The organism is Acinetobacter sp. YH12041, assembly GCF_013419975.1.
GTDB lineage: Bacteria > Pseudomonadota > Gammaproteobacteria > Pseudomonadales > Moraxellaceae > Acinetobacter.
The window spans coordinates 74,191-97,284 of sequence record NZ_VOZC01000007.1 but is presented as its reverse complement, the minus strand read 5'-3'; the positions used below and the strand labels follow the sequence as shown (position 1 = coordinate 97,284).

General features: G+C 45.0%; 22 protein-coding genes. 14 read left to right on the top strand and 8 right to left on the bottom strand.

What is annotated here, in order from left to right; translation table 11 throughout:
- The first annotated feature begins 130 nt into the window (after positions 1-130).
- A complete protein-coding gene (locus FTU00_RS08030; protein WP_180002024.1) occupies positions 131-841 on the top strand; it encodes an HAD family phosphatase in 711 nt (236 codons plus the stop codon).
- 69 nt (positions 842-910) lie between these two features.
- On the opposite strand, the gene FTU00_RS08025 is transcribed toward FTU00_RS08030, so the two are convergent.
- The 5 genes from FTU00_RS08025 to FTU00_RS08005 all read right to left on the bottom strand — a co-directional run bounded on the left by FTU00_RS08025 (position 911) and on the right by FTU00_RS08005 (position 6,119).
- Complete coding sequence (locus FTU00_RS08025; RefSeq protein ID WP_180179476.1) at positions 911-1,261, bottom strand: hypothetical protein; 351 nt, start codon at positions 1,259-1,261, stop codon at positions 911-913.
- Positions 1,262-1,512: 251 nt separating this feature from the next.
- A complete protein-coding gene (locus FTU00_RS08020; protein WP_180179475.1) occupies positions 1,513-2,679 on the bottom strand; it encodes an acyl-CoA desaturase in 1,167 nt (388 codons plus the stop codon).
- 40 nt (positions 2,680-2,719) lie between these two features.
- Entirely contained in the window at positions 2,720-3,742 is a 1,023-nt protein-coding gene (locus FTU00_RS08015) for a flavin reductase family protein (RefSeq protein WP_180179474.1), read from the bottom strand.
- 317 nt (positions 3,743-4,059) lie between these two features.
- On the bottom strand, positions 4,060-5,697 hold the full coding sequence (locus tag FTU00_RS08010; protein WP_180179473.1) for a long-chain-fatty-acid--CoA ligase: 1,638 nt from the start codon (positions 5,695-5,697) through the stop codon (positions 4,060-4,062).
- Positions 5,698-5,957: 260 nt separating this feature from the next.
- The gene (locus FTU00_RS08005) at positions 5,958-6,119 is read right to left on the bottom strand and encodes a hypothetical protein (protein ID WP_166138668.1); all 162 of its coding nucleotides are present in this window, start codon (positions 6,117-6,119) and stop codon (positions 5,958-5,960) included.
- A gap of 189 nt (positions 6,120-6,308) precedes the next feature.
- Between FTU00_RS08005 and FTU00_RS08000 the strand changes: the two genes are divergently transcribed.
- The gene (locus tag FTU00_RS08000) at positions 6,309-7,730 is read left to right on the top strand and encodes a PLP-dependent aminotransferase family protein (protein WP_180179472.1); all 1,422 of its coding nucleotides are present in this window, start codon (positions 6,309-6,311) and stop codon (positions 7,728-7,730) included.
- A 40-nt stretch (positions 7,731-7,770) separates the two neighbouring features.
- Here the strand turns inward: FTU00_RS08000 and FTU00_RS07995 are convergent, their stop codons facing one another.
- From FTU00_RS07995 to FTU00_RS07985, 3 genes are all read right to left on the bottom strand, one after another.
- Positions 7,771-9,114: a DcaP family trimeric outer membrane transporter gene (locus FTU00_RS07995; protein ID WP_180179471.1), complete on the bottom strand. Its 1,344-nt coding sequence runs from the start codon at positions 9,112-9,114 to the stop codon at positions 7,771-7,773.
- A 112-nt stretch (positions 9,115-9,226) separates the two neighbouring features.
- On the bottom strand, positions 9,227-10,597 hold the full coding sequence (locus FTU00_RS07990; RefSeq protein ID WP_180137910.1) for an MFS transporter: 1,371 nt from the start codon (positions 10,595-10,597) through the stop codon (positions 9,227-9,229).
- 229 nt (positions 10,598-10,826) lie between these two features.
- Positions 10,827-11,738 (bottom strand): LysR family transcriptional regulator, encoded by a 912-nt coding sequence (locus tag FTU00_RS07985; protein WP_180137912.1) that lies wholly within the window; start codon positions 11,736-11,738, stop codon positions 10,827-10,829.
- A gap of 115 nt (positions 11,739-11,853) precedes the next feature.
- On the opposite strand from FTU00_RS07985, the gene FTU00_RS07980 reads away from it, so the two are divergent.
- The 12 genes from FTU00_RS07980 to pcaD all read left to right on the top strand — a co-directional run bounded on the left by FTU00_RS07980 (position 11,854) and on the right by pcaD (position 23,052).
- The gene (locus tag FTU00_RS07980) at positions 11,854-12,963 is read left to right on the top strand and encodes a muconate/chloromuconate family cycloisomerase (protein ID WP_180179470.1); all 1,110 of its coding nucleotides are present in this window, start codon (positions 11,854-11,856) and stop codon (positions 12,961-12,963) included.
- 15 nt (positions 12,964-12,978) lie between these two features.
- Positions 12,979-13,269, top strand: coding sequence for a muconolactone Delta-isomerase (catC, locus tag FTU00_RS07975; RefSeq protein WP_180002032.1), 291 nt, complete (start codon positions 12,979-12,981; stop codon positions 13,267-13,269).
- A 155-nt stretch (positions 13,270-13,424) separates the two neighbouring features.
- Positions 13,425-14,345: a catechol 1,2-dioxygenase gene (catA, locus tag FTU00_RS07970; RefSeq protein WP_180179469.1), complete on the top strand. Its 921-nt coding sequence runs from the start codon at positions 13,425-13,427 to the stop codon at positions 14,343-14,345.
- Between the two features lie 75 nt (positions 14,346-14,420).
- Positions 14,421-15,809 carry a benzoate 1,2-dioxygenase large subunit gene (benA, locus tag FTU00_RS07965; protein ID WP_104426109.1) on the top strand — a complete coding sequence of 463 codons (1,389 nt, stop codon included), beginning with the start codon at positions 14,421-14,423 and terminating at the stop codon, positions 15,807-15,809.
- Positions 15,806-16,297 carry a benzoate 1,2-dioxygenase small subunit gene (gene benB / locus FTU00_RS07960; protein ID WP_004785632.1) on the top strand — a complete coding sequence of 164 codons (492 nt, stop codon included), beginning with the start codon at positions 15,806-15,808 and terminating at the stop codon, positions 16,295-16,297. Before benA ends, benB begins: the two co-directional genes overlap by 4 nt.
- A gap of 88 nt (positions 16,298-16,385) precedes the next feature.
- Positions 16,386-17,402, top strand: a complete 1,017-nt coding sequence (gene benC, locus FTU00_RS07955) for a benzoate 1,2-dioxygenase electron transfer component BenC (RefSeq protein ID WP_180031195.1) — start codon at positions 16,386-16,388, stop codon at positions 17,400-17,402.
- A 21-nt stretch (positions 17,403-17,423) separates the two neighbouring features.
- Positions 17,424-18,209 carry a benzoate diol dehydrogenase BenD gene (gene benD, locus FTU00_RS07950; protein WP_180179468.1) on the top strand — a complete coding sequence of 262 codons (786 nt, stop codon included), beginning with the start codon at positions 17,424-17,426 and terminating at the stop codon, positions 18,207-18,209.
- A 44-nt stretch (positions 18,210-18,253) separates the two neighbouring features.
- Positions 18,254-19,474, top strand: coding sequence for a benzoate/H(+) symporter BenE (gene benE / locus FTU00_RS07945; RefSeq protein ID WP_180179467.1), 1,221 nt, complete (start codon positions 18,254-18,256; stop codon positions 19,472-19,474).
- A gap of 24 nt (positions 19,475-19,498) precedes the next feature.
- Positions 19,499-20,170, top strand: coding sequence for a 3-oxoacid CoA-transferase subunit A (locus tag FTU00_RS07940; protein ID WP_175967690.1), 672 nt, complete (start codon positions 19,499-19,501; stop codon positions 20,168-20,170).
- 15 nt (positions 20,171-20,185) lie between these two features.
- Positions 20,186-20,839, top strand: coding sequence for a 3-oxoacid CoA-transferase subunit B (locus tag FTU00_RS07935; protein WP_180179466.1), 654 nt, complete (start codon positions 20,186-20,188; stop codon positions 20,837-20,839).
- A 130-nt stretch (positions 20,840-20,969) separates the two neighbouring features.
- A complete protein-coding gene (gene pcaF, locus FTU00_RS07930) occupies positions 20,970-22,175 on the top strand; it encodes a 3-oxoadipyl-CoA thiolase (RefSeq protein WP_180179465.1) in 1,206 nt (401 codons plus the stop codon).
- Positions 22,176-22,272: 97 nt separating this feature from the next.
- Complete coding sequence (pcaD, locus tag FTU00_RS07925) at positions 22,273-23,052, top strand: 3-oxoadipate enol-lactonase (protein WP_180179464.1); 780 nt, start codon at positions 22,273-22,275, stop codon at positions 23,050-23,052.
- Positions 23,053-23,094: the final 42 nt, after the last annotated feature.

The window sequence follows — 23,094 nt, the reverse complement described above, 5'->3', positions numbered from 1 at the left end:
ACTTAAAATGCTCAAAATAAGTTCATTTTAGTAATTCACTGATAAATACAGTCTGGATGTGCACCCAAACTGGACTTTTTATCTCTTTCTAAAAACGGGATAATGGCGGCGAAAGAAAAATGAGGGTGACATGTTTAAAGATAAAAAGCTGGTGTGTTTTGACCTAGATGGAACCTTAATTGATTCAGTGGGGATCTGGAACCAGGTCGATGCTGCCCTGATTCTGGAATTATCGGGGATCGAAGTCGGTCTGGATCAGATTCAGCAACAGCGTGACCTGCAACTGAAAGCCTTTAGACATATGCCCGATCCTTATCTGGAATATTGTGGCTATTTAAAAGAGCTATATGGTTTTGAACCCAGCAAGGAAGAGGTTAAAAACCGTCGTTATCATATTTCACGGCATTTTCTGGATCATGTGATAGAACTCAAACCGCAAGCTGAGCTGCTGATTCAAGCCTTAAAACAGCAAGGGATACAATTGGCACTCACGACTACCACTAGTTTATTCAATGTGCAGCGTTATCAGGACAATAACCAGAAGATTAATCAGAAAATCAGTTTTGATGATGATTTTGCGATTATTTTGACTCGTGAAAATGTTGAGAATATCAAACCGCATCCAGAAGTGTATTTAAATGCGCTCCAGCATTTTGAAATTGAGGCTAAAGATTGCCTGATTGTTGAAGACTCTTTAATTGGGGTGGAAGCTGCCAACAATGCGGGAATTGATGTCGTTGCAATTTACGACCAGTATTCTGCGCATGAAATAGATCTGATCAAAGCCAAGGCAGATTATTTTGTAGAAGATTTTGCTGGTCTCATAAAATTGGTGAACTAAAAAAATGCCATGAATCCTCCCTGATCATGGCATTTTTCGTGTTATCTCTGAATTGATTAGATTAGAGCATTATTTGGCTTTTTTATAGACGGAGCCTGAACCGACCAGATTGCCAGTTTTTTCGTCAATTGCGAAATCAACGACACCTGTACCTGAATTAATCTGAAGCAGACCATTATCAGCGACTGAAGCTGGCATCGGATTTTTCTTGTCAGTTTTGCCGCTTTCTTTGTCTTTAATAGTATTGGTAATGAAATAGTTTTCACCATTTTTGGAAATCACCAGGATATTTTCCAATTTTGGATTTTCCAGTGTATTTTTCCAGTTCCCCTGATAATCTGGTGCTGGAGTTTCCGAGGTATTACACGCGGTTAACAGCAATAAAAGTGAGATGCCTGAAAAATATTTAAGATATTTCAAAACTGAGACCTTGAATGATAGAACGCGGCCATTATAAAAAGAACCTCCTTGAGGTAAACGCTTAGCTTGTAGGCGAAGCGTTTCAGCGGTAGTAAATCTGTCCCGCCTTCGTCATTTTTTGAAAATCATCTTCATATTTCATTCATAAATTCGTGTGAACTGACCACTTTTTAACAGATAAAAAAATCCTCAATAGACCATCCAAATCTATTGAGGAGTACCAAACTGGATAATAGAGAAACCTTAAAAAATTAATTTACAAGTTTGGATTTAAAGTAACGAAACACCGATTTAACTGCGTGAGTTTTTTCTGCAATTTGCTGATTCCATTCATTTGGCAGTGAGCATTTCGCCAGTCTGACCCATACAGTCGAGAACTGTTTCATAAAGCTGGCTTCGTTATAGTGAATCCCGTACTCAGCACATAAGGCTTTGATTTTTGGTGCAACTTCAGCATAACGGTTTGCTGGCATATCTGGGAACAGATGATGCTCAATCTGATGGCTTAAATTACCACTCAGAATATGCAACCAGTTCGCGCCACTGAAGTTGCTCGAACCACGGATCTGACGCAGATACCATTCCGCACGGGTTTCATTGTCGGTATTGTCCATTTCAAAGGTTTCTGCATCTTCAGTGAAATGTCCATTAAAGATCACCGCAGACGCCCATAGGCTACGAATCACATTGGCAACCGCATTCCCGGTAAATACTGGAATGGCATTTGGACCGGCAATCAGTGGGAAAAATACATAATCTTTCAGGACCTGACGGCGCATTTTTTTGCGTAAAGGCGCTGCTTCTTCCCAGACCTGTTTCCAGGTTTTGGTTTTATAGGCAATCACATCTTCCAGATGCAAACGCTGTACACCCACATACCATTCAAAGAACACCATCAACTGAATGGTTAAAGGAATATTCCAGATAAAACGTAGTTCCCACGGCTGAGATTCACTGACACGGATCAGACCATAACCGACATCATGATCCATACCGACAATATTAGTATACGTGTGGTGAATATAGTTATGGGTGTATTTCCAGTCATCCCCAGTGGAAATAGTATCCCAATCATAAGTCGAACCATTCAGACCCGGATCATTCATCCAGTCGAACTGGCCGTGCATCACATTATGGCCAAGTTCCATATTTTCCACGATTTTCGAGATACCCAATAAGCCTGTGCCCGCTAACCATACTGGTGGCAACCAGCCTGCGACCATCAGCATGCCGCGGGAAGCAATCTCGCTATAACGTACAAAATTACGGATTTTATAAATATATTCTGCATCTTTTTCGCCCAAATCTTCCATTACTTCACGGCGGATAGCATCAACCTTGGCACCGAACTCTTCAACCTGTTCCGGGCTTAGAAATTGAGATTTACTGTGTTTTTTAAAATCAATTTGCATATTCATGGGAGCACCTTCTTATTCGTTTAGTAATGGTTGAAATAGCTTATAAATTAATCACCACAGGACTAACGGCCTGTGAAATACAAAGTTTGATTGGAGTATTGCTGCCGTGGTCGATCTCACCCGTCAGCATGTTTTTAACTGAACCGCTGACTTTAGTACATGAGCAAGTATTACAAATGCCCATACGGCAACCATGCGCTGGACGAAGACCCGCCTGCTCTGCACTTTCCAGCAGATTAGATTCTGCCTGGAATTCCTGCTGCGATCTTAAAAACTGTACAGGCTGTGCTTTCACTTTTTCATCCATCGCAATCTGGAAATATTCAGAATGGAAACTGGATTTCACCGCCAGTTTATCGGCAATTTTGAGTGCAGTTTTCATCATTCCCGCTGAACCACAGGCATAGATTTCACGCTGTTCAAAGTCTGGTACCAGCTTGTTTAGCAATTGCTGACTCAAATGCTGCTTATGCTCGACTGTATTAAAATGATGATATTTCAGATGAGAATGCATCAACGCCAGTGTTTTGATCTCGGCATGAAACGCATCATCACGGGTAAAGTAGATCAGATCAATCGGATGCTGAAACTGCACGACTGCTTTTTGCAATAAGGAATAAATTGCAGTAATGCCACTGCCTGATGCCAGAAACAGAATCGGTTTAGGAGAGTTTAATAAGGTAAATTCGCCCTGTGGCTGAGACAGCTCGACCACTGCACCTAGTTGCAATAAAGTTAGGGCACGCGACACTTTACCTTGCTGCTTGACTGCAATAATCACATCACCATTTTTTAAAATGGTCACGATAGAATAATGACGTTGATGACGTACTCCATCCAGACGCAGAGTCACCGCGATATTTTTACCGGCCTGAAATGACCCGCGGTTAAAGTTATAATTTGGACGTAACTGGATTTTGAAAAAGTCTGGGCTAACCGCCTGAATATTCACGACCGATGCTTTGACTTTTTTGAGTGCCCAGGTTGGATGGACTTTTTCACCAACAAAATCAATGAAGTCTTCACGAATCCAATGCGGCTTGTAGGTTGTCATACTTGTCATTTTTATCCCCTCTATTCCGCAGACAGTATTAATGTACAACTGTCTATTTATTATGTAGTCCAGAATAAAGAATTCTGAAGCTCGCACCATGTCAATGTAGGTCAAATTATGTGCTTAGAAACCATAGTTAGACTTTTTGTAAGACAATCCTAACCAGAAAGTGCTGTTAAAACTGTATGAACTGAATAAATTGCTTTTTTGGTCTGTATATTTTTAGCAAAAACATATAAAAAACTGACCTCTATATAAGAGATCAGTTTCTGTTTTAAATATTGGGTGAGTTAAAAAGGCAAAAATTTACCTTTTAAAAAAATAGCTTAACCTACGGCCTGTTCCAGCAAGATAGAACCATAAAGTTCACGCAGGTCTTTTTTCAGCATCTTGCCGGTTCCACTTAACGGAATAGAATCTACAAAGATCACGCGATCCGGGATCTGCCATTTAGCGACTTTGTCCGCATAGTAATCCAGCATTTCGGCTTCACTCACATGACTCTCTGGCTTTTTAATCGCAATCAGAACTGGGCGCTCATCCCATTTAGGATGCTGTGCCGCAATCACGGCAGCCATGGCAATTTCAGGATGTCCCATCGCCATATTTTCAAGATCGACTGAAGAGATCCATTCACCGCCTGATTTGATCAGATCTTTGGAGCGATCACACAGCTTCATAAAGCCATCTTTATTTAAGGTAGCGATATCTCCGGTATCAAACCAGCCGTCTGCTGTGAGCGCAGATTCTTCCTTGCCAAAGTAATGATCAATGATCCAGTGCCCTTTAATCTGCAGATTACCTATGGTTTCACCATCGCGGGCAATTTCCTGAGTTCCTTTTTCTTCATCGGTTAAACGTAAATCAACGCCAAACGGTGGACGACCTTGAGACAGACGAATCTGCATTTTTTCTTCATCCGCCAGATCAAGGTGTTTGGTTTTTAGCTGATTGGCACTACCAAGTGGACTGGTTTCAGTCATCCCCCAGGCATGAATGGTTTCGCAGTTAAACTGCTCTTTAAAGGTTTTCAGCATAGCCGGTGGACAGGCAGAACCACCGACCACATTCCGTTTCAGGCTTTCCAGTTTTGAACCACTTTGCTGGGCAGCCGCAATCAGGCCTTGCCAGATCGTCGGAACACCTAAAGCCACAGAGACTTTATACGTATCAATCAGATTAACCAGACTAGCTCCATCCAGGCCTGGCCCCGGCAACACCAAGGTACAACCGACCATGGCAGCGGCATATGGGGTTCCCCAGGCATTGACATGGAACATTGGTACCACCGGCAGCATGATGTCACGCGCTGCCACATTCAGGGAATCCGGCATGATAATCGCATAACTATGCAGCACTGTTGAGCGATGGCTATATAAAACTCCTTTCGGATTTCCAGTCGTACCGGAGGTATAACACAGTGAACTCGCTGTATTTTCATCCAGTTCAGGCCAGTCAAATTCTGCAGATTGCTGGGCAAGTAAATCATCATAAAACTGCACTTCCGGAATGGCTTCACGAATCGCCGAATCTTCAGCATCCAGACAGATATACTGTTCTACAGTTTTTAATAACGGTTTGACGGCTTTAATTAAAGGTGCAAAGGTTTTATCAAACAGCAGTACCCGATCGGCAGCGTCATTGATAATAAATACCAGCTGTTCCGGAAATAAACGCGGGTTGATGGTGTGGCAAACCAGTCCACTTCCCGAAATGGCATACCATGATTCTAGATGTCGATGATTATTCCAGGCAATGGTCGCAACCCGATCGCCGAGTGTCAGACCGAATTGCTGTAATACATTGGCAAAACGTTTCGAGTTTTCCCGGATTTCTCCCCAATTGGTCTTTTTAATGCTGGTATCAGTATTTTTAGAAATGATCTCGGTATCGGCATGATAACGACCGGCATGTTCAATCATGCTGCTGATCAGTAAGGGCTGGAACATCATATTTCCGAGCATGCTTCACTCCTTTATCCTTGTTGTTTGTCCATCTGCTATATCGTTGTTATTTCTGTATGATGCGCTGGCGAAAAGCCTGTATTCATTTTTATCATCAAACAGTCTGAATCTAGCAAGGAAATCTGACTTTGTGAGTGTCAAATTGTGACAAAGTCATAGAGTGGATGCAGAAAAAGTAGAAAATAAAACTGGTAATGTGTGCCATAAAAAAAGCCCCAATTTAGATTGGGGCGATGATAGTGTTCAGGGAGAAGAGAATTTTAAAAGCCGCTCATCATAATTTTGTCTGCATTTACTACAAAGATAACGCCGAGGCAGAATAAACCAGTATAAAGTGCAAACCAGAGAATCATCTTCTTGAATGCTGCATCAGAAATACTGCTATCCGCATATTTTGGTGCTTTGTTGTCTTCTGAATTCATATGATCACCCATAGGTTGGTCTGGCGTTATGAGTTTTATTATCAGCAGACCTAAATCAACTGTATAGATACAATATTCATTTAAAAAAATATAACAGTTAGCCACTTATTTTTTTGATTTGTTATATTTTAATAACTTATTCATAATATGATTCTGATTATATTAGTACAGTTTAGATTTTATTTTCTTATGTTCAAATCTGAAAAGCTAGCCCAAAATATTCGCCAGATGATTGAAAATGGCGCATGGAAGGCGCATGACAAATTACCTTCATTACGGGAACAAACTGAACTGTCCGGCTATAGCCTGATGACGGTGCTTAATGCCTATCAGGTGCTTGAATCGCAAGGATTGGTCTATGCCAAAGATAAATCTGGCTACTATATTGCGGAGCGACCTCAAACCTATAACAGCAAAGAACCCGCGGTACAGATTGGCTTAAACTCCAAAGTTAAAATTAACTCTGTGGTATTTAATTATTTAAAGTCACTGCAAACTCCAAATATTGCACCTTTTGGTTCAGCTTTTCCAAATGCTGAACTGTTATATAACAGCCGGTTTATGCAGATTTTGGCGCAGCATAGCAAAAGAAAAAGCAGTTATAGCCATCAAAATCATATGCCACCAGGTAATCAGGAATTACGCCAACTAATTGCCAACCGCTATCAGTTACAAGGCATAAACTGCATTTCGGATGACATTGTCATTACTTCTGGTGCCTTGGAAGCCCTCAATCTGTCTTTACAGGCTTTGACTCAACCGGGTGATTTTATCCTGCTCCAGCAAACCATTTTTTATGGTGCCTGGCAGGCGGCTGAACGTTTAGGCCTGCAAGTCATCACAATCCCTGAACATCCACAGTTTGGTTTTGACCTGGAATCATTTGAACAAGCACTTAAACAGTACCCGATCAAAGTTTGCTGGCTGATGCTGAATGTGCATAATCCGATTGGCTTTACGGTAAATTCAGAGATCAAGCAAAGAATTGCGGAACTGTTGAATGAATATCAGGTATATCTGATTGAAGATGATGTCTATCAGGAACTCAATTACGGCGCTCATAAACCGGTTTCCGTGAAATATTTTGATCAGCATCAACGGGTATTGCACTGCTCTTCATTTTCCAAAACCTTGGGCATGGGTGCGCGGGTCGGCTGGGTTTTCGCTGGCCCATTTTCTGATGCAATCCAGCATTTACAGCTCATGAGTACTTTGACTGTTAGTCCGCTATTACAAAATGCACTGGTCGATTTTCTGTCCCATCATCATTATGAAAAGCATTTGCGCCATTTAAGACAGCAGCTGGAAAAGTATAAGCAAAAGTTTTATCAGGAACTCAAAGCGCGTTTAGATTCAGTCTGTGAAATTTATTATTATTCCAGTGGCTATTTTCTCTGGATCAAATTGCCCGAACAGCTGGATGGACAGGTTTTATATGAACAGCTGATTCAGCACAATATTGCTATTGCACCCGCTTTGCTGTTTAAACCGGAACATACCAGCCAGAATTATATTCGCCTGAACTGTTCATTTGACTGGCCCTCTGAGATAGAAAATGCTGTCAATGTGCTGGCAGAGGTGATCCTGAATCATGCAAAAAGCGTGGATTAATTCATCCACGCTTTAAGTTTCTTATGTAAATCGCTAGAGCTTAGAAACTGTAAATTGCAACGGCATTCACTCGGTTATCTTCACCTTTTGTACTGCCATTTGGTGCAGCACCCAATGCTTCACGTTCGCCATAGACATATTCAAGGCCAAAACTCAGCGGTTTTGTAGGGTTATAGAACACATTAGCCCAAGCCTGCCAAAGGTCTTTGTTCACTGCTGTTAGATTCAGACCAGGAGCAGCAAGATAGCCATTATCTTGGTCGAAATTCATATAACCATAGCCTACAGTACCACGTAATTTCTCAGTAAACTGCTGGGTCAGACCAACCGTAATCGAGTCAAATTCACTCTGTAGAAGATCACCATTAGGAGCTCGAACTACGCCAGGATTAGCGTAAGAGACAAAGCTGCTATCACCTTTGACATGATAATAATCTGCCTTAAGACTGGTGCCTGAAACAAACTCATATTTCGCACCTAAACCCACACCCCATGCAGTTTTTTCATCTTCATTCACGCGTTTTTCATTCCCCATCGCACGCGCACTGACAGAAAGATTATCTGCAAATTTGTGGTTTAAGCGTGCTGTTAAGGCAGGTAAACGCTGTTTGATTCCCGTAATGGTCGCATCTTTCGGATCTTCTACTGCAAGCACCAGATTGGTTGCCGGACTCAAAGTACTGGTATGACGAATCTGAGGGGTTCGTTTAATTGAACCGCCAGCATAAACCAGTGCATCTACCGTCTCAGGTATATAGTCCGGAGTTGCAAAGTTTGACCAGGTTTGACCAATTAACCAGTCAGCATAGCTGATATAGGCATGGCGAATACGCAGGTTGTCAAAACCAGCTCCACCCAGGAAATCGACCTCAACCTTACCACTTAAGGCATTTTCCCCAGCACCCACGGGCGCTTTAAAATCCATCCCTAAACGGGTGGCTGAAAGCGTGGATTTAAACTCATCACTGCGTTCACCCACGCCTTCAAGAGGTACCGTATTAATCTGGTTATACATACGTGTCGCTGCACCGCCCTCAGCCTGATAAGAGGCATCGGCACGGATATTACCGTACAGATTAAACTCGGCCCCACTGGCAATTTTCATCACAGGTTTGCTTGTAGGAGCTACTGCTGTATTTACTGGTGCAGGTGTTGTCGCTACAGGTGCAGTCACAGCAGCTGTCTGAGTTTGCTGCTGTTCAATCAGGGCGCGTAGAGCTTGAACCTCCTGACGCAACTGCTCAATTTCCTGCTGATTGGACTGAGCTGGAGTTTGTGCCTGGGTAGCCAAGCTGATGCCCCCTAAACTCATTGCCATCATGCTCATCAGAACCGTGCGTTTTAATGTGATTGTTTGATTATTAAATAATTGTTTCGTGTTCATCCTAAACTCACTTTTTTATTATGCGTCTCGATTCTAGCAACAGATCACCACTGCTTACGATGGCGATCTCTATCATTAGAAGTGTTTTCTTTATTAATTGATATTTAATCCATTAACTCGCTTTTTCAGCGAGAGAATCAGTGCGAATCTCAGGTGTAGCAAGGGCTTGACCTTCTACAGACATCTTTAAGTTCACCAGGAAAATTGCCAGCGCAGCAATCAAACCGGGAATCGCAATTGCAAAGAAGTTCATTTGATGCGGTAAATTCATGGTGAGTAAAGCACCTGTCAATACCGGTCCAACGATCGCACCGATACGTCCAATTCCGGAAGCCCAACCCATGCCAGTGGAACGCACCGTTGATGGATAATATTGCGCCACGAAGGTGTAGAGCAGGATTTGAGAACCAATGGTTGCTGCACCGGCCACAGCAATCAAGCTGTAAAGCACGAATTGCGGACTGTTATAACCGAGCAGGATTAAAGAAGCTGCCCCGCAAAGAAACATGATGGTCAGCACTTTTTTGATATGGAAACGGTCTGCCAGATAACCCCCACCAATAGCCCCGATCATGCCACCAATATTCAGGGCAAACAGGAAGATCATGCTGGCACCCAGTGAATATCCGGCTTGGATCATCAGTTTTGGTAACCAGCTACCCAGTGCGTAGACCATTAATAGACACATGAAAAATGCCAGCCAGAACATAAAGGTACTAAATGTGCGGCCTTGCTGAAATAATGCTTTTAAAGGTGCTTCATCGCCTTTTTGTACTTCATTCAGGACGAACTGGGTGTCAGATCCAATTACCTGGGTTGGCGAGATTTTCTGGATAATATTTTGCGCTTCAGCCGTTTGCTGCTTATTGGTCAGATACATCAGGGATTCTGGTAAATATTTCCAGAGTATCGGCAGGAACAGTAAAGGAGTACCCGCAAGCAAGAACATGATTTTCCAGCCGAACTGTGGTACCAGCCATGCGCCAAGCAAAGCAGATGTCATGCCTCCGATGGCATAGCCACTAAACATCAAGGCAACTAATGTACTGCGAATCCTTTTTGGTGCGTATTCCGTCATCAGGGCAACAACGTTTGGCATCACGCCCCCAATTCCGAGTCCGGCAAGAAAGCGTAAAATTCCGAATTCGACAGGTGATGTTGCAAAGGCACCGATAAACGTAAAACCACTAAAGATCGCGACACAGATCATGATGGTTTTTTTACGTCCCAGTTTATCGGACAAAGTGCCGAAACTCATCGCTCCAAACATCATACCGAACAAGGCGGTGCTGGCTAACATGCCTGCCTGTACTGCACTGAGTGCCCATTCCTGCATCAGTAGCGGTAAAGCCACGCCGTAAATTACCAGGTCATAACCGTCAAAAATAATGATCAGCAAACACCAGATCAGGACGCCCCAATGAAATGGCGTGAACTTTGCTTCATCAATCAGCGTATTTATATTCACTTTATTTGTAGACATCTCCACCTCCTAATTGTGAAGTTCAATTTATGAGATTCACAATGCAGAAGATGTGCATAAATGTCCAAAACTGAATAGGCATGCTTCTATACCTATAAAGTCTGCCTTAAAGAAAAGGCTTTATTTACTATGCCTTAATGATATTCATCCAAAAAATGAAACCTTCATTCAATATTAAAATATGGATTCGCTTTATTCCCTATAAGATCCAGACAGGTATTGATCTGAATTAAAATACAGCACGATCATATTTAATCGCTTCAAGATCATAGACCTGATAGACCGCATCAAACAGATATCGAATATATTCACTTTCATCCATATTACGAATAGCCATAAAAACCGGACTGACCGCAAATTCATCTAATAAAGGGATAAAGTTTAAATGTGCCAGACGAATATTCTGGGCACTTTCCGGCACAATACAGACGCCCTCTCCGGCAGCCACAAAACCAAGCGCCAGTTGCAATTCACTGACTGCACGGATATTTTTCGGTTCCAGCCCATACTCGGAAAATATACCGCGCACCTGGGTAGAAAAATTAGCCTTACCATTATTCGGGTATAAAAAGAGTGGCTGATCCACCAGTTCAGTCAGGTTCACGCCATCTCGTTGCGAGAGAAAATGGCTGGAATGTGCCGCGACCATCAGCCGTTCTTCACGCAGCAACACCCGTTTTACTGCCGGATCTGAAATCCTTAAACGTCCAAAACCGACATCAATCCGCCCTTCTTTAAGTGCCTGAATCTGCTCTGAAGTATTCATTTCAACCATCTCAATTTTGAGCTGGGGATGTTGCTGCTTAAATAGAAACACAATACGCGATAGCAAACCGAACAATAACGAGCCAACAAAACCAATGCTAATGGTGCGATCCGCGATACCAATCCGCTTGGTCATCGATTTAATTTCTTCTGCATTAGACAAAAGTTTAACCGCATGCTGGTAGAAGAATTGACCTGCTTCTGTGGTCTTAAGCGGTCTGCTCCCTCTTTCAAAGAGCTGAATATCCAGTTCCTGTTCCAGATTTTGTATCTGTCTGCTTAAAGGTGGTTGAGCAATAAACAGTTTTTCTGCCGCCTTGGTAAAACTTTGTTCTTCGACGACTGCGACGAAGTAACGCAAATGCCTGAGTTCCATATTATTGCATACCTTTAAAGTATAAAAAAATGCTAAATCGATCTTAGACCAATCAAAATTATTCTTTTAAGGTATATCAAGTCAAAACATTAAAGCAAGAATGTGAAGCGTAATTATGTATAAGTCAGTTGAAACCTTGCTGGTTCAAATACCGACGATCCGTCCTCACAAGATGGCTGTCGCAACCATGCAAACCCAGACACTGGTCCTGGTCAAAATCACCACCGAAGACCGCTATGTGGGTTGGGGCGAAGCCACCACTATTGGCGGTTTAGGCTACGGTGAAGAAAGCCCAGAAAGTGTCAAAGTGAATATTGAGACTTACTTTGCACCGCTTCTGAAAACATTATCAGGTTTGAATGTTGCACAGACATTACAAGCCATCAAAAAGAATATTAATGGTAACCGTTTTGCCAAGTGTGCCATTCAAACTGCGCTACTGGATATTCAGGCACAACGTTTGAACCAGCCACTGAGTGAAATTCTAGGTGGACGTTTACGTGACAGCGTACCAGTGCTGTGGGTCCTGGCATCTGGCAATACCGAGAAAGACATTGCTGAAGCCCAGAAAATGATTGCGGCCAAACGCCACAATATTTTCAAACTGAAAATTGGTTCTCGTCCAGTGGAACAGGATGTTGAACACGTGCTTGCCATTAAACAGGCATTAGGCAAAGACATTTCGATCCGTGTTGATGTGAACCGTGCCTGGACAGAGCTAGACGCGATTAAAGGCATTCAGTTACTCCAGGACGGCGGCATTGACCTGATTGAACAGCCATGTGCCATTGATAATCTGGATGCAATGCGACGTCTGACCCAGCGTTTTGATATCGCCATCATGGCGGATGAATCCTTGATGGGTCCGCAGTCTGCCTATCAGATCGCACGTCAGCATGGCTCATCAGTTTTTGCAGTCAAAGTGGCGCAATCTGGTGGCCTGATTGAAGGTTGTGAAGTTGCAAAAGTGGCACAGCTGGCAGGTATCGATCTGTATGGCGGCACCATGCTTGAAGGTCCGGTGGGCACGATCGCCTCTGCCCATGCCTTCTCGACTTTTGAAAGTCTCGCTTATGGCACCGAACTGTTTGGTCCACTGCTGTTAACTGATGAAATTTTAAGAACCCCACTCCAGTATCAAAACTTTGAACTTGAGATTCCGAAAGGACCAGGTCTGGGTATTGAGTTGGATGAAAACAAAATTGACAACTTGCGTCGTCAATAATTCCAGGAGAACCCCATGCTTTTCCAAGTACGAATGGACGTCAATATTCCAAAAGATATGCCGGTTGAACAGGCCAATGAAATTAAGGCAGTTGAAAAAGCTTATTCACAGGATCTGCAACGCCAGGGTAAGTGGCGTCATATCTGGCGCATCACTGGGCAGTATTCAAACATCAGTATTTTTGATGTTGAAAGCAATGAAGAGTTGCACAACCTGCTACAAGGCTTGCCTCTCTACCCGTATATGAACATCAAAGTTATGGCATTGAACCGCCATCCATCATCGATTCGGGATGATGACAAGTAATGAATAAATTCGGGAATGGAAATGAAAGAGTTTTCTTCCCCCCTTACACCTGAGGGTAATCCAAAAGGACTTGTGGCCAGCAAGATTTAGCCAGCCAAACGAATGCTAAAACATGCGCCACTAAAATATGAAAGACATACTTTAGGAGCAATAGTATGAACCGCCAAGAAATTGATGTACTGGTTAAAAAAATGAATGTCGATACAGCGACAGGACCAGTTGATGAGCGTGTACAACAAGTTGTTGTACGTTTATTAGGTGATCTTTTCCAGGCTATTGAAGATCTTGATATTTCTCAGACTGAACTCTGGAAAGGTCTGGAATACTTTACTGATGCAGGTCAAGCCAATGAATTAGGCTTACTGGCTGCAGGTCTGGGTCTGGAACATTACTTAGACTTACGCGCGGATGAAGCAGATGCCAAAGCAGGCATTACTGGCGGTACACCACGTACCATCGAAGGCCCGCTGTATGTTGCAGGTGCTCCTGAGTCAGTTGGTTTTGCGCGTATGGATGACGGTTCTGAAGAGGGCAAAATTCCAACCCTGATTATTGAAGGCACAGTGACCGATACTGACGGCAACATCATTGAAGGTGCAAAAGTTGAAGTCTGGCATGCCAACAGCCTGGGCAACTACTCTTTCTTTGACAAGTCGCAATCTGACTTTAACCTGCGCCGTTCTATCTTTACCGATCAAGACGGTAAATATGTTGCCCTGACTACCATGCCGGTCGGTTATGGCTGTCCACCTGAAGGTACTACCCAGTTCGTACTGGACAAATTAGGTCGTCACGGTAACCGCCCATCTCATGTGCATTACTTCGTATCTGCACCGGGTTACCGAAAGTTAACCACACAGTTCAATATCGAAGGCGATCAATACCTGTGGGATGACTTTGCCTTCGCCACACGTGATGGTCTGGTCGCAACCGCTGTTGATGTGACCGATGAAGCTGAAATCGCACGCCGTGGTTTAAATGGTCCATTCAAACATATCCAGTTCAATATTGAACTGGTGAAAGACCAGGCTGCAGCGCCAAGCACTGAAGTAGAACGTCGTCGCGCAAGCGCTTAATTCAAAATGGAATCGGGATGTCAGTCTGAGCAACATCCCGATGACTTCCCCTCCTTGGAAAGTCGGAGACTGGACATGCCTCGTATTCCTGTAATTAACACCAGCCATTTAGACCGTATTGATGAATTACTGGTCGATGATTTTGAATCTGGTGAATTTAAACTGCACCGTTCCGTATTTACTGATCAAGCACTGTTTGATCTGGAAATGAAATACATCTTTGAAGGAAACTGGGTTTATCTGGCCCATGAGAGCCAGATTCCCAATAACAACGATTACTACACAACCCATATTGGCCGTCAGCCAATCATCATTGCACGTAACCGCAATGGCGAACTGAATGCCATGATCAATGCCTGCTCTCACCGCGGTGCACAGCTCTGCCGTTATAAGCGTGGCAATAAAGCAACCTATACCTGCCCATTCCATGGCTGGACATTCAATAACTCGGGCAAGCTATTAAAAGTGAAAGATCCGGCTGATGCAGGCTATTCAGATTGCTTTAACCAGGACGGTTCTCATGACCTGAAAAAAGTAGCCCGTTTTGAAAATTACAAAGGCTTCTTGTTTGGCAGCCTGAATCCGGATGTTCCTTCTCTGGAAGAATACCTGGGTGAAGCCACCAAGATCATCGACATGATCGTGGGTCAGTCTGAGCAAGGTCTGGAAGTTTTACGCGGTTCGTCGACTTATACCTATGAAGGTAACTGGAAGCTGACTGCAGAAAACGGTGCCGATGGTTATCACGTCTCTGCCGTGCACTGGAACTATGCTGCAACGACTCAGCAACGTAAGGAAAAAGAAGCTGGCGATAATATTCGTGCCATGAGCGCAGGTTCATGGGGCAAACAAGGCGGTGGTTCTTACGGCTTTGAACATGGTCACATGCTGCTTTGGACACAATGGGCCAACCCGGAAGACCGTCCAAACTTTGCTAAGAAAGATGAATATACCGAGCGTTATGGCGAAGCCATGGCGAAATGGATGATCGAACGTTCACGTAACCTGTGTATCTATCCAAACGTTTACTTCATGGATCAGTTCGGCTCACAAATCCGTGTTCTGCGTCCAATCTCTGTCGATAAGACTGAAGTGACGATTTACTGTATCGGTCCTGTCGGTGAAGAGCCTGAAGCACGCACCCGCCGTATCCGTCAGTATGAAGATTTCTTTAATGCTTCTGGTATGGCTACCCCAGACGATCTGGAAGAATTCCGTGCCTGTCAGGCTGGTTATGCCGGGATCGCACTGGAATGGAACGACATGTGTCGCGGGTCTAAGCACTGGATTCAAGGGCCAGATGATGCAGCCAATGAAATTGGCCTGAAACCAAAACTGTCTGGTATTAAAACAGAAGATGAAGGCCTGTACCTGGCTCAGCACCAGTACTGGTTAGAGCTGATCAAAAAAGGCATTGCGACTGAAAAAGAAATTGCTGCAAGCACTGAAGGAGAAACCGCATGAGCGACATCACTTTAGAAAATATTGCACAGTTCCTGTATCAGGAAGCCCGCTTTTTAGATGATGAGCAATGGGATGACTGGTTACAGTGCTACGCCCCTACTGCTTCTTTCTGGATGCCAGCCTGGGATGATGATGACCGTCTGACTGAAGATCCACAGTCTGAAATCTCACTGATCTACTATCCAGATCGTCAAGGTTTAGAAGACCGTGTATTCCGGATCAAGACGGAACGTTCATCTGCCACCATGCCGGATACCCGTACCAGCCACAACATCTGCAATATTGAAATTGTGGAACGTGATGGCGACAAGGTCACTGTACGTTTTAACTGGAATACCCTGAGTTTCCGCTACAAAACCAGTTACAGCTACTTCGGTATGTCTCGTTATGTAATCGATTTTTCAGGCGAAAAACCACAGATTTTAAGCAAATACGTGGTACTGAAAAACGATTACATCAACCAGGTTATCGACATTTATCACCTCTAAGACTGTCTCGACAGCAAGGTCAAACCTTTCAGCCAGGGAAATATGGCTGAAAGGCTAAGTTTCAAAGATTTATATAGGATATTCAGCCATGTCAAACCACAATGTTGCACTCCAATTTGAAGATGGCGTTACACGTTTTATTAGTGTTGCCCAAGGCGAAACCTTGTCCGATGCAGCTTACCGTCAAAAGATCAATATCCCTCTAGATTGCCGTGACGGTGCATGTGGAACGTGCCGCGCTTTTTGTGAATCAGGTGCGTATGACATGCCTGAAGAAATGTACATTGAAGATGCACTGACTCCAGAAGAAGCCGCAGAAGGTTTTATCCTGGCTTGCCAATGTAAACCGACTTCGGATGCCGTATTTCAAATTCAGGCCTCCTCTGATGTCTGTAAAACCGAGATTCATGCATTTCAAGGTACGTTGGCCCGTGTAGAAAACCTGTCTGATTCCACCATTACTTTTGATATTCAACTCGATGATGGTCAACCAGATATCCATTTTCTGGCCGGACAATATGTCAATGTCGGCATTCCTGGCACCACTGAAACCCGTTCTTACTCATTCAGTTCCAAGCCGGGCAACCGTTTAACCGGCTTCGTGGTGCGCAATGTGCCGAACGGCAAAATGTCGAGTTTCCTCAGCGCTGATGCAAAAGCGGGTGACAAAATGACCTTTACCGGTCCATTCGGCAGCTTCTATCTGCGTAATGTGACCCGTCCGGTATTGATGCTGGCAGGTGGTACAGGCATCGCGCCATTCATGTCGATGTTACAGGTACTGGAAGAAAAAGGTTCTGAATATCCAGTACGTCTGGTATTTGGTGTGACCAATGACTTTGACCTGGTCGCAATTGAAAAGCTGAATGAACTGCAAGACAAATTCCCATGGTTCGAATATCGCACAGTGGTTGCAAATCCGGAATCTGCGCATGAGCGTAAAGGTTATGTGACTGGTCATATTGAAAATGAATGGTTAAATGGTGGCGATGTCGACATCTATCTGTGTGGTCCAGTGCCAATGGTTGAAGCGGTTCGCGGCTGGCTGGATGCGGAAGGTGTTAAACCTGCCAGCTTCCTGTTTGAAAAATTCTCTGCCAACTAAGTTTAGAAGCCGGAGAACCTCATGAACTGTAACCCAAGATTTGAAAATAAAGTCGTGATCGTGACTGGTGCTGCGCAAGGCATCGGTCGCGGTGTCGCGATTCAGGTGGCGAGCGAAGGCGCTCAAGTCATCATGGCCGATCTTTCTCCCTATGTAGAAGAAGTATTGGCAGAGATTGAAGCCACAGGTGGCGATGCCATTACTGTAAAAGCCGATCTGGAAACTTATGCCGGTGCTCAATCTGTCGTTGAAAAAGCCTTAGATACCTATGGTCGTGTCGATGTACTGATCAATAACGTGGGTGGTGCCATCTGGATGAAACCTTTTGAAGAATTCTCTGAAGAAGAAATCATCAAGGAAGTGAACCGCTCGCTTTTTCCAACCATGTGGTGCTGCCGTGCAGTGCTACCGCAAATGATCAAGCAGCAACATGGCACCATCGTGAGTGTGTCTTCGATTGCAACCTGTGGGATTCATCGTGCGCCGTATTCAGCATCCAAAGGTGGCGTGAATGCGCTGACCGCTTCCCTAGCCTTTGCCTATGCCAAAGATGGTATCCGCGTGAATGCTGTGGCAACAGGTGGTACCGAAGCACCGCCACGCAAGATTCCACGCAATGCCAAACCGCTGAGCGAACAGGAAGAACAATGGATGCAGGATGTGGTCGACCAGACCAAGGATCGCAGCCATATGAAACGCTATGGCACGATCCAGGAACAGGTCAATGCCATTCTGTTCCTGGCTTCAGATGAAGCATCATATATGACTGGAACTATAGTTCCAGTTGGTGGCGGCGATCAGGGTTAAACCTGATTGCATACAGGCTCATTGACCGCAAGGAGGCAACTGCAATGACACACCTGTTTCAAACCCTGAAGGATGACTGGTCGATTTCAGCCACGGTGGCAGGATTTTTAGCCGTGCTGATTTCCTATTCCGGTCCTCTGATTATTTTCTTCCAGGCGGCCCAGCAGGCGCAGGTCTCGCCAGCCATGATGATTTCATGGATCTGGGGGATTTCCATTGCTGCCGCCATTTCCAGCATTTACCTGTCGGTGAAGTTTAAAGTACCTGTAGTGATGGCCTGGTCGGCACCAGGAACCGCCCTACTGGTGACCCTGTTTCCGGAAATTTCCCTGAATGAAGCCATTGCCGCCTATATCACCACGGCGGTGGTGTTGTTCGTGATTGGTATTACTGGCTATTTCGACAAATTACTGGCATTGATTCCACAATCGGTCGCTGCCGGGATGATGGCTGGGATTCTAGTGAATTTTGGACTTGGGCTTTTTACTGCTACCGAAAACATGCCCATCATCGTGACCAGCATGCTGATGGTGTTCCTGATCGCGAAACGCTTTAACCCACGCTATGCCATGCTCTGGGTACTGGGTGTAGGGCTGATCCTGAGTTTGATCTTTGGCAAATTCCAGCCCGTTACCATGAATTTCAGTATTGCTATTCCTCAATTCATCCAACCAGAATGGAGCTGGAATTCTACCCTAAACCTGGCACTCCCGCTGATTCTGGTTAGCCTTTCGGGCCAGTTCCTGCCAGGCATGAGTTTATTAAAGCTGTCTGGTTATAACGTTCCAGCCAAACCGATTATTACCACCGCCAGTATTACCTCACTGATTTTTGCCTGCTTTGGTGCCATCACAACCGTGCTTGGTTCGATTACTGCAGCCCTGTGTATGGGTGCAGATGCGCATGAAGCCAAAGACAAACGTTATATCGCTGGTATCTGTAATGGACTGTTTTACATCCTCGGTGGCCTGTTTGCTGGCAGCATTGTATTGCTGTTTAGCCTGTTTCCAAAAGAACTGGTCGCTGCACTGGCTGGTTTGGCATTACTCGGTGCAATTTCCAGCAACCTGACCGTGGCCATGCAAACCGAAAACCAGCGTGAATCTGCCCTGATTACCTTTCTAGCTACTGCTTCTGGCATGAGCCTGTTGGGCATGAGTTCTGTGGTCTGGGGCATCTGTATCGGCCTGCTGGCGCACTTTGTACTTACCTCAAAGAAATCTTCACCGAAAACAAATTTAGCTTCTGATTCAAAACGTGCCTGAGTGATAGGCAGTAAAGGAAAGATTATGATTGATAAAAGTTCTGCTTCTCTGGTTGAAGCACTTTCACAAATCAAAGACGGTTCCACCATCATGATTGGTGGTTTCGGTACCGCAGGTCAGCCTGCTGAACTGATTGATGGACTGATTGAGCTGGGCGTGAAAGATCTGGTGATCGTTAACAATAATGCCGGCAATGGTGACTATGGTCTGGCAAAACTGCTAAAGACTGGCGCAGTACGTAAAATCATCTGCTCTTTCCCGCGCCAGTCAGACTCATGGGTCTTTGACGAGCTGTACCGTGCCGGAAAAATCGAGCTGGAACTGGTGCCGCAAGGAAACCTGGCCTGCCGGATTCAGGCTGCAGGTATGGGGCTAGGGCCAATCTACACGCCTACCGGTTTTGGTACCTTGCTGGCGGAAGGCAAGCCAACCCTGAATTATGAAGGCAAAGATTACGTTTTAGAAAATCCAATTAAAGCAGACTTTGCCCTGATCAAGGCGCATAAAGGCGATCGCTGGGGCAATCTGGTTTACCGTAAATCCGCACGTAACTTTGGTCCAATCATGGCGATGGCCGCAGACATTACCATTGCCCAAGTCGCTGAAGTGGTTGAACTCGGTGAGCTGGATCCGGAACACATTATTACCCCGGGCATCTTTGTCCAACACGTTGTCCAAGTACAAACGGCACAGTAATTCAGGAGCAAAATCATGAGCTATATCAAACTGACCCGCGACCAGATTGCTGAACGTGTTGCCCAGGACATTCCTGATGGTACCTATGTCAACCTTGGTATTGGCCTGCCGACCAAGATTGCCAGCTATCTGCCTGCAGACAAGGATGTTTTCCTGCATTCTGAAAATGGCTTGCTAGCTTTTGGCCCGCCACCTGCCAAAGGTGAAGAAGACCCTGAACTGATCAATGCCGGTAAAGAATTTGTGACCATGCTGACTGGCGGTGCTTTTTTCCATCATGGGGATTCTTTTGCGATGATGCGCGGCGGACACTTAGATATCGCAGTTTTGGGTGCTTTCCAAGTCGCTGAAAATGGTGATCTGGCCAACTGGCATACCGGTGCACCCGATGCAATTCCTGCAGTCGGTGGCGCGATGGATCTGGCCGTCGGCGCCAAGAAAGTCTTTATCACTACTGATCACGTCACTAAAAAAGGCGAACCTAAGATTGTGGCTGAACTGACTTATCCTGCGACTGGCCTGAAATGTGTGGACCGCATCTATACTGACCTGTGTGTAATTGATGTCACTCCTGAAGGCATGAAAGTCATTGAAAAAGTCGAAGGTCTGTCATTTGAAGAATTGCAGTCCATGACGGGTGCACCACTGATTGATGCGACACAGGGTTAATAATCCCTCCTAACCTCCCTGAGTGAGTTTTAAAGCACAGCTTTTAAAATTCAGCATAAGAAAGGGAGGAAAAGTCCCCCTTTGATAAAGGGGGATTTAGGGGGATTTAAAGGAACAAGGAATTTAATAAATGAAAAATGCATATATCATTGATGCCATTCGTACCCCATTCGGTCGCTATGCTGGTGGGCTGGCACCTGTTCGTGCTGATGATCTTGGCGCGATCCCGATTAAAGCCTTGATGGAACGCAACCCAAGTATCAACTGGGAAAAAGTTGATGACATTATCTACGGCTGTGCCAACCAGGCCGGTGAAGACAACCGCAACGTGGGTCGTATGTCAGCACTGCTTGCAAGTGTACCTTATCAAGTGCCAGCCACTACCATTAACCGTCTTTGCGGATCCTCCCTGGATGCAATAGCGATTGCGGCACGTGCCATTAAAGCCGGTGAAGCGAATCTGATTGTGGCTGGTGGTGTGGAATCCATGTCACGCGCCCCTTTTGTCATGGGTAAAGCAGAAACCGCTTATGGCCGTAGCCAGAAAATTGAAGACACCACCATGGGCTGGCGTTTTATCAACCCGAAACTGAAAGAACTGTATGGCGTGGAAACCATGCCGGAAACTGCTGAAAACGTGGCAGAACAGTTCAATATTAATCGTGAAGATCAAGACAAGTTTGCCCTGACCAGCCAGCAACGTACAGCAGCAGCACAAGCCAAAGGTTTCTTTAAAAATGAAATCGTGCCCGTGGTCATTCCTCAGCGTAAAGGCGAACCAGTTGTGGTAGATACTGATGAACATCCTCGTGCTTCTACAACACTAGAAGGTTTAACTAAGTTAAAACCAGTCGTCAAAGCAGATGGTACGGTGACAGCAGGCAATGCTTCTGGCATTAACGATGGTGCAGCGGCACTCCTGATTGCATCCGATGAAGCTGTTGCTGAATATGGCCTGAAAGCACGTGCCAAGATTATTGGTTCAACTGTCGTAGGTGTAGAACCACGCATTATGGGCTTTGGTCCGACACCTGCCATTAAAAAATTGCTTGTTCAAACGGGTTTAACTCTTGAGCAAATGGATGTGATTGAGCTGAATGAAGCCTTTGCCGCACAGGCACTGGCGGTAACCCGTGACTTAGGTCTTCCGGATGATGCCGCACATGTAAACCCGAATGGTGGTGCCATTGCCCTTGGTCATCCACTTGGTGCTTCCGGTGCCCGTCTGGTGACCACGGCCTTGAACCAGCTTGAACGGACTGGCGGGAAATATGCCCTCTGCTCTATGTGCATTGGCGTAGGCCAAGGTATCGCGCTGATTATTGAACGTGTTTAAAAAATCCCTCCTAACCTCCCTTTCTTGCACAAGGCTTAAGCAGTGCTTATGCCTTGTTCAGGGAGGAACTTTTAGAAGGAAATAAAAGGAATAACAAATGCCAATATTTACATCAAATGATGCCCAGATTAATTACCAGACTTTTGGGGATGCTAGCAAACCTGCATTGGTATTTTCCAATTCACTGGGCACCAAATACAGCATGTGGCAGCCACAGATTGCGCATTTCCAGCAAGATTATTACGTAATCTGCTATGACACCCGTGGTCATGGTGGTTCGGAAGCACCGCAAGGCCCGTATAGCCTGGAGCAGTTGGGTCAGGATATAGTGAATCTTCTGGATCATTTGAACATTGCAAAAGCAGCATTCTGTGGTATTTCTATGGGTGGCTTAACCGGTCAATGGTTAGCGATTCATAAGCCAGAACGTTTTAGCCAGGTGATTGTCTGCAATACTGCAGCCAAAATTGGCCAGGAACAGGCATGGCAAGACCGTGCTGCGCTTGTCCGTGAGCAAGGTCTTGCTCCGATTGCTGCAACTGCGGCATCACGCTGGTTTACTGATCCCTTTATCCAGAGCAACCCGGCAGTCGTTGCAGAACTTTCAAACGACCTCGGAGCTGGCATCCCAGAAGGCTATGCAAACTGCTGTGAGGCTCTGGCTAAGGCGGATGTCCGCGAACAACTTAGTAGCATTCAAATCCCTGTGCTGATTATTGCGGGTCAGCAGGATCCGGTGACGACTGTTGCAGATGGACAGTTTATGCAGCAACGTATTGCGAATAGCCAGTTGTTTGAAATCAATGCTTCGCATATTTCCAATATTGAACAACCGGAAGCCTTTAATCAGGCCGTACAAACTTTTCTTGCTGCTTAAATTTATTCTTATAAAAAAGCCACGATATATCGTGGCTTTTCT

Bases quoted from the DNA above. Each gene is read 5' to 3' on its own strand.
- FTU00_RS08030 (WP_180002024.1), top strand. From the start codon at position 131: ATGTTTAAAGATAAAAAGCTGGTGTGTTTTGACCTAGATGGAACCTTA.
- FTU00_RS08020 (WP_180179475.1), bottom strand. From the start codon at position 2,679: ATGAATATGCAAATTGATTTTAAAAAACACAGTAAATCTCAATTTCTA.
- FTU00_RS08015 (WP_180179474.1), bottom strand. From the start codon at position 3,742: ATGACAAGTATGACAACCTACAAGCCGCATTGGATTCGTGAAGACTTC.
- FTU00_RS08010 (WP_180179473.1), bottom strand. From the start codon at position 5,697: ATGCTCGGAAATATGATGTTCCAGCCCTTACTGATCAGCAGCATGATT.
- FTU00_RS08005 (WP_166138668.1), bottom strand. From the start codon at position 6,119: ATGAATTCAGAAGACAACAAAGCACCAAAATATGCGGATAGCAGTATT.
- FTU00_RS08000 (WP_180179472.1), top strand. From the start codon at position 6,309: ATGTTCAAATCTGAAAAGCTAGCCCAAAATATTCGCCAGATGATTGAA.
- FTU00_RS07995 (WP_180179471.1), bottom strand. From the start codon at position 9,114: ATGAACACGAAACAATTATTTAATAATCAAACAATCACATTAAAACGC.
- FTU00_RS07990 (WP_180137910.1), bottom strand. From the start codon at position 10,597: ATGTCTACAAATAAAGTGAATATAAATACGCTGATTGATGAAGCAAAG.
- FTU00_RS07985 (WP_180137912.1), bottom strand. From the start codon at position 11,738: ATGGAACTCAGGCATTTGCGTTACTTCGTCGCAGTCGTCGAAGAACAA.
- FTU00_RS07980 (WP_180179470.1), top strand. From the start codon at position 11,854: ATGTATAAGTCAGTTGAAACCTTGCTGGTTCAAATACCGACGATCCGT.
- catC (WP_180002032.1), top strand. From the start codon at position 12,979: ATGCTTTTCCAAGTACGAATGGACGTCAATATTCCAAAAGATATGCCG.
- catA (WP_180179469.1), top strand. From the start codon at position 13,425: ATGAACCGCCAAGAAATTGATGTACTGGTTAAAAAAATGAATGTCGAT.
- benA (WP_104426109.1), top strand. From the start codon at position 14,421: ATGCCTCGTATTCCTGTAATTAACACCAGCCATTTAGACCGTATTGAT.
- benB (WP_004785632.1), top strand. From the start codon at position 15,806: ATGAGCGACATCACTTTAGAAAATATTGCACAGTTCCTGTATCAGGAA.
- benC (WP_180031195.1), top strand. From the start codon at position 16,386: ATGTCAAACCACAATGTTGCACTCCAATTTGAAGATGGCGTTACACGT.
- benD (WP_180179468.1), top strand. From the start codon at position 17,424: ATGAACTGTAACCCAAGATTTGAAAATAAAGTCGTGATCGTGACTGGT.
- benE (WP_180179467.1), top strand. From the start codon at position 18,254: ATGACACACCTGTTTCAAACCCTGAAGGATGACTGGTCGATTTCAGCC.
- FTU00_RS07940 (WP_175967690.1), top strand. From the start codon at position 19,499: ATGATTGATAAAAGTTCTGCTTCTCTGGTTGAAGCACTTTCACAAATC.
- FTU00_RS07935 (WP_180179466.1), top strand. From the start codon at position 20,186: ATGAGCTATATCAAACTGACCCGCGACCAGATTGCTGAACGTGTTGCC.
- pcaF (WP_180179465.1), top strand. From the start codon at position 20,970: ATGAAAAATGCATATATCATTGATGCCATTCGTACCCCATTCGGTCGC.
- pcaD (WP_180179464.1), top strand. From the start codon at position 22,273: ATGCCAATATTTACATCAAATGATGCCCAGATTAATTACCAGACTTTT.